The 6,053-nt window shown below is 38.6% G+C and carries 5 protein-coding genes and 2 riboswitches (1 of these 7 only partly in view); of the genes, 1 reads left to right on the plus strand and 4 read right to left on the minus strand.

All coding sequences use genetic code 11. The features are described from left to right. The 4 genes in view from V7149_RS09960 to V7149_RS09975 are tightly spaced (at most 17 nt apart) and all read right to left on the minus strand, a layout consistent with a single transcriptional unit that may run on beyond the window. A protein-coding gene (locus tag V7149_RS09960; RefSeq protein ID WP_335345482.1) for a siderophore ABC transporter substrate-binding protein crosses the window boundary here: on the minus strand, positions 1 to 35 show its beginning. It extends 928 nt beyond the left edge of the window; the window shows 35 of its 963 coding nt (coding positions 1-35); the start codon lies at positions 33 to 35; its stop codon lies off the left edge, out of view. A gap of 17 nt (positions 36 to 52) precedes the next feature. Then, the gene (locus V7149_RS09965; protein WP_335345483.1) at positions 53 to 814 is read right to left on the minus strand and encodes an iron ABC transporter ATP-binding protein; all 762 of its coding nucleotides are present in this window, start codon (positions 812 to 814) and stop codon (positions 53 to 55) included. Continuing rightward, positions 811 to 1,761, minus strand: coding sequence for an iron chelate uptake ABC transporter family permease subunit (locus V7149_RS09970; RefSeq protein ID WP_335345484.1), 951 nt, complete (start codon positions 1,759 to 1,761; stop codon positions 811 to 813). Before V7149_RS09970 ends, V7149_RS09965 begins: the two co-directional genes overlap by 4 nt. After that, positions 1,754 to 2,704 carry an ABC transporter permease gene (locus V7149_RS09975; RefSeq protein ID WP_335345485.1) on the minus strand — a complete coding sequence of 317 codons (951 nt, stop codon included), beginning with the start codon at positions 2,702 to 2,704 and terminating at the stop codon, positions 1,754 to 1,756. The genes V7149_RS09970 and V7149_RS09975 overlap by 8 nt, the downstream gene beginning before the upstream one ends. 300 nt (positions 2,705 to 3,004) lie before the next feature. Then, positions 3,005 to 3,114, plus strand: a riboswitch (SAM riboswitch). 70 nt (positions 3,115 to 3,184) lie between these two features. Then, positions 3,185 to 3,374, plus strand: a riboswitch (cobalamin riboswitch). A 152-nt stretch (positions 3,375 to 3,526) separates the two neighbouring features. Here V7149_RS09975 and metE point away from each other — a divergent pair. Then, the gene (gene metE, locus V7149_RS09980; protein WP_335345486.1) at positions 3,527 to 5,827 is read left to right on the plus strand and encodes a 5-methyltetrahydropteroyltriglutamate--homocysteine S-methyltransferase; all 2,301 of its coding nucleotides are present in this window, start codon (positions 3,527 to 3,529) and stop codon (positions 5,825 to 5,827) included. The last annotated feature ends 226 nt before the right edge of the window (positions 5,828 to 6,053 follow it).

Below are 6,053 nucleotides of genomic sequence, written 5' to 3' on the forward strand. Positions count from 1 at the left end.
GTTAATAATAATGCAAATAATGGCCATTTTTTCATATCATTAATCCCCTTTTCTATGAGTTAAAGTACACGCAAATTCGGCAATCGTTTATTTTTTTAATTGGAATATCCATATCATATATTTCTCTTAATGAATCCGACTGAATGATTTCATTTGTCGGCCCATTCTTTACAACTTTCCCGTCCTTCAATGCTACAATGCGGTCTGAATAAACAGACGCGAAATTAATATCATGCAGGACAATGACTACTGTTTTTCCCAACTCATCCACAAGACCGCGAAGAATCTTCATAATTTGGACAGAATGCTTCATATCTAAATTATTCAGCGGCTCATCTAGTAAAATATAGTCCGTATCCTGTGCAATCACCATGGCGATAAATGCTCGCTGACGCTGGCCTCCAGATAATTCATCAAGAAAATCATGCTGCATATCAGTTAAACCCATGTATGTAATGGCTTGATCCACCATTTTCTCATCTTCCTCATTCAGATGCCCCTTCGAATACGGGAACCTCCCAAACGACACGAGTTCACGGATCGTTAGCCGTACATTCATATAATTGGATTGTTTTAAGATGGACACACGCTTGGAAAAGTCATTCGGTTTCATTTTCTTAACGTGAGAGTTTTCAATCAGTACCTCACCCGTATCCGCTTCGATTAATCGGCTAACCATCGATAGCAGCGTAGATTTTCCAGCTCCATTTGGACCGATAAAGGACGTGATTTGTCCTGGATGAATATCGACTGTCACATTTTCAACGACAGGCTTTTTTCCATAGAATTTGGATAAAGCTCGGACTTGAATCAATTAGATCGACTCTCCTTTAGCAGTAAAAATATGAAATACACGCCACCGAAAAAGTTAATGATGACACTGAGCGTTGTCGAGAAGGTAAAGATTCGCTCTACAACCCACTGACCTCCCACAAGCGCAATGATACTCATGACCATCGCACCAGTAATGATTGTGGTGTGCCTGTAGGTTTTGAAAAACTGATACGATAAATTGGCTACGATCAGACCGAAAAACGTAATCGGCCCAACTAATGCGGTAGCAATAGAAATTAAAATAGCTACTAAAACGAGCATCCTTTTCACAATTAGATCGTATGGAACACCAAGGTTCACGGCATGATCACGGCCAAGTGAGATAACGTCCAAGTAGTTCATTGATCGAAAACCTATTACAATTGCGATGATGATGATGCTTAATGCAATCCATACCAAATCACCATTCACATTATTAAAGCTTGCAAACATCCTATCTTGCACTCTTTGAAATTCATTCGGATCAATAAGCACCTGCAGGAAAGTAGAAATGCTGGAGAAAAACGTTCCTACGATAATCCCAACAAGCAAAAGGAAGTATATCGGCCGCTTTCCATTTTTAAAAAGCAGTTGGTAGAGTAATAAAGCAAATACAATCATCGCCACGACTGATAAAAAGAAATTATACTGCCGATTTGCGACCAATACATGACTGGATCCTAAAAAGAAAATAATAACCGTTTGGATGAGTAAATACAGGGAATCCAGCCCCATAATACTCGGTGTTAAAATGCGATTATGCGAAATTGTTTGGAAAACTACTGTAGCATACGCAATGGCTATACCAGTTAAGACCATGGCAATGACCTTAACTCCTCTTCGCGGCAATGCATAATCGAAGCTTCCATTTAAATCATGAAATAAATAAATGCAGCAAAACATAATCGCTATTACGGCGAGTATGATCATTTTTATAGAATTACGCATACGCCTTCCTCCTAAAGAGTAAATAGAGGAAGATTCCGCTGCCAATGACTCCGACCATCAAGCTAATCGAGATCTCATACGGGTAAATAATAACCCTTCCCAGTATGTCACACACAAGCAGGAACGAGGAGCCAAGCAATGCTGTATGTGGCAAGGTCTTTTGCAAATGATCTCCTTTAAAAATTGAAACAATGTTTGGGATTATTAATCCAAGGAATGGAATCATTCCGACTGTTAGAACGACGGTAACCGTTATTAGTGCAACAAGAATAAGTCCAAAATTCACAACCCGTTTATAGGACATACCTAAGTTTTTCGAAAAATCTTCCCCCATACCTGCTACCGTAAAGCGATTAGCAAATAAATAGGCCACCGCTAACAATGGAATCGTTATGTAAAGAAGCTCATATCGTCCCTTCATAATCATTGAAAAATCACCCTGGAGCCATGCAGACATATTTTGAATAACATCTGCCCGATAGGCAAAAAAAGTCGTAATCGAAGACAAGATGTTTCCAAACATTAAACCAACAAGCGGAATAAAGATTGCGTCCTTAAATTTAATTCGATCGAGCAATTGCATAAACAAAAGCGTGCCGGCAAGCGCAAATACAAAGGCTACAATCATTTTCTCAAGAAGGGACGCATTCGCAAACAACAGCATTGACACTAAAATCCCAAGTCTAGTGGCGTCAAGTGTGCCCGCTGTTGTAGGGGAAACAAATTTATTCCGGCTGAGTTGCTGCATAATTAACCCTGCAATACTCATCCCCGCTCCTGCAAATAGGATCGCTAATAATCTTGGCAATCGGCTGATAAGAAAGATTTGAGTTTCATCAGATTGCAGATTTAGCAAATCCTTCGGTGTAATATGGCTCACTCCAACAAATAAGGATAGGATTGAAAGTACAATGAGCGAGACGATAAGATATCTTTTTTTCATAACTATCTCCAATAAGTAAACATTTTCGTAAGTTTTAATGATACTGAAAATCATTATCACTAATACTCACAATTGTTATTATAGCAGGCAGGAAATGATTGTCAACGACTAATTGAAAGTAATTATCATTATCATAAGAATCGTGCTTAACTACTGCTTTTACTCATGATAAATTTATTAACTCCCCTAATCCTTTTTCACTTACACTACTTTTGTAGTGTTTTTCCAAAATTCTTTGACAACTTATCTTTACCATGCTAACATGGCTATTAAATTCAAAACATTTAAAAATATTAACAACTCTTATTCAGAGAGGTGGAGGGACTGGCCCTGTGAAGCCCGGCAACCATTCAATTACTTATTGAAAAGGTGCTAATTCCTGCAAAGCATATTGCTTTGGCAAATAAGAGAGGACTCCTTCAGTAGGAGTACAAGCCTCTCTTTTATTTTGAGAGGCTTTTATTTTTCCTTTAAAAAATTTAATAAACGAATGCATCAGGTGCTGTTAATTTTTTTCTCAGCTTAAAAGGGAAGTCCGGTGAAATTCCGACACGGTCCCGCCACTGTAATGGGGAGCAGCTTATCAGGAACCACTATTTCATTTGGAAATGGGAAGGGATAAGAAGCGATGAACCTAAGTCAGGAGACCTGCCTGTTGTATATGCTTGTACTCTACGAGGATATAGAGGGGAGTGAAGAATACGTGTTGAGAAAACCATTATGTCTCAACTCTAGTTAGCTATGCGTATGAATCTCTCTTTTCTACTTGAAAAGAGAGATTTTTTGTTGAGAAAAAATTAAAAATTAGGAGTGTAGGAAACGATGAGCCATGTAAGAAACTCGAATTTAGGTTATCCAAGAATTGGAGAAAAACGCGAATGGAAAAAAAGCCTCGAGCTGTATTGGGCAGGTCAATTAGAAAAAGACGAGTTTTTGAAGCAAATGGAACAAATTCGCCTTCAGCATCTGCAAAAGCAGATTGATCAAGGAATTGACTTAATCCCGGTTGGAGATTTTAGCTTGTATGATCATGTCCTTGATACAGCTGTCATGTTTGGATTAGTGCCAAAGCGTTTTGGCTATTCTGGAGGGAAAGTATCTCTAGAAACATATTTTAATATAGCGCGTGGAACGAAAGGTGCAGTTGCATCTGAAATGACGAAATGGTTTAACACTAACTATCACTATATTGTTCCAGAGCTGGACGAAGCTGAGCCTGCACTAGTAGAAAACCGTCCTCTCCAATTTTATAAAGAAGCTAAGCAAAAGCTTAATATTGAAGGTAAGCCTGTCATTTTGGGGCCTATTTCATTTGTTTCTTTGGCAAAAGGCTATAAAGCAAGTCAATTTAAGGAAAAGGTTAATCAATTCGTACCGCTTTATGCTGAAACTTTACGAGAACTTCAGGATGAAGGCGTAGAATGGGTACAAATAGACGAGCCGATCCTTTCCACTTCTATTTCAAAAGATTTAATGGCCTTATTTAAAAATGTTTATCAAGCATTGTATGAAGCAGCTCCACATGTAAAAGTCATTTTACAAACGTATTTTGAAGCCGTTGAATTTTATGAAGACATCATCTCCCTCCCTGTTCACGGCATTGGGTTTGATTTTGTACATGACCAAGGGAAAAATCTTGAAGCTTTGAAAAAGTATGGGTACCCAAAGGATAAGGTGCTTGCTGCTGGAATCATTGACGGCCGCAATATTTGGCGTGCCAACCTTGAAAAACAATATTCGTTCCTTGAAGAAATTGGACAGTTTGTTTCCAAAAATCGTTTGATCGCACAGCCTTCATCAAGCTTATTGCATGTACCTGTGACGGTTAAAAGCGAAGATGTACTCGATAAGATTCTAAGTGATGCATTATCATTTGCAGATGAAAAGCTGTATGAAGTCGTTACACTCTCAAAAGGGATTCATGATGGAAAAGAAGCAATACAGAATGACATTCTAAAAAGTACAAAATCTATTGCTTTATTAAATCAATCTTCTTTTCGAAACAATAAAGCAGTTCAAGAATCCATCCAATACTTACATGCCTATAAGGCAGAACGTGAAGCTCCTTTTCAAGTACGCCAGAGGCTTCAAGAGAAGACCTTCCAATTGCCGCTCTTGCCGACAACAACCATTGGAAGCTTTCCGCAGACACAGGAAGTAAGAAAACAACGATTAAAATGGCGTAAAGGCGAGTTAACAAATGCAGATTATAAACATTTTATTCAAGCTGAAATTAAAAAGTGGATTGAGATACAGGAAGAGCTTGGCATTGACGTACTGGTGCATGGAGAGTTTGAACGTACAGATATGGTCGAATATTTCGGGGAAAAATTAGATGGATTTGTATTCACAAAATTTGGCTGGGTGCAATCATATGGATCGCGTTGCGTAAAGCCGCCTCTTATTTACGGAGACGTATCATTTAAAGAGCCAATGACAGTTGAAGAAACCCTTTATGCCCAATCATTAACAGACAAGCCTGTAAAAGGTATGCTGACAGGTCCAATTACTATTTTAAACTGGTCGTTTGTACGTGACGATATTTCGCGATACGACGTTGCCAATCAAATTGCGCTTGCGCTTCGAAAAGAAATCGAAGAACTTGAAAAAAGCGGAATCCGTATGATTCAAGTTGATGAGCCGGCCATTCGTGAAGGGCTGCCATTAAAGCGTGAAAAGTGGGAGAGTTATCTTAGCGCAGCAGTCTATGCATTTAAGCTTGCAACGACAGCTGTACAAAATGAAACACAAATTCATACCCATATGTGTTACTCCGATTTTGAAGAAATTATTGACGCGATTCATGCCCTCGATGCAGATGTGATTTCAATCGAAACTTCAAGAAGTCACGGTGAACTTATTTATGCATTTGAAAATAATACGTATGATAAAGGGATTGGCCTTGGTGTATATGATATTCATAGCCCGCGTGTACCTGAACTTGACGAGCTTCTGGCAAATATTGATCGTGCCCTTCAAGTCCTTGATCCAAAGCTTTTCTGGATTAATCCGGATTGCGGTTTAAAAACACGCGGCGAGGCTGAGACCATCGCAGCACTTAAGGTAATGGTTGAAGCAGCGGAACAAACAAGAGGAAAATTACTTGTGACTAAGAAGCAATGATTCGGTAGTAAAACATCGGTCGGCCTATTTGACTAAGCACCTTTTGCTAGTCTTATGGACATTGGTCGACCTACATTTACATATTGATCAAAGCAAAAAAACTTTGACTTCTTTGTTAGCCAGTCCCCCAATCTTCAAGTAATAATACTTAAAAAATAGAAATAAGAATTGATATTAAGGATTATTTAAATGTTAAGAAGGTGGGATTACAACATTGGAGTTAATT

The organism is Bacillus sp. JJ1503, from assembly GCF_036965125.1.
In the GTDB taxonomy this organism is placed as follows: Bacteria; Bacillota; Bacilli; order Bacillales; family Cytobacillaceae; genus Cytobacillus.

Coding starts and splice junctions, on each gene's coding strand:
- V7149_RS09970 (WP_335345484.1), bottom strand. CDS start 1,761: ATGCGTAATTCTATAAAAATGATCATACTCGCCGTAATAGCGATTATG.
- V7149_RS09975 (WP_335345485.1), bottom strand. CDS start 2,704: ATGAAAAAAAGATATCTTATCGTCTCGCTCATTGTACTTTCAATCCTA.
- metE (WP_335345486.1), top strand. CDS start 3,527: ATGAGCCATGTAAGAAACTCGAATTTAGGTTATCCAAGAATTGGAGAA.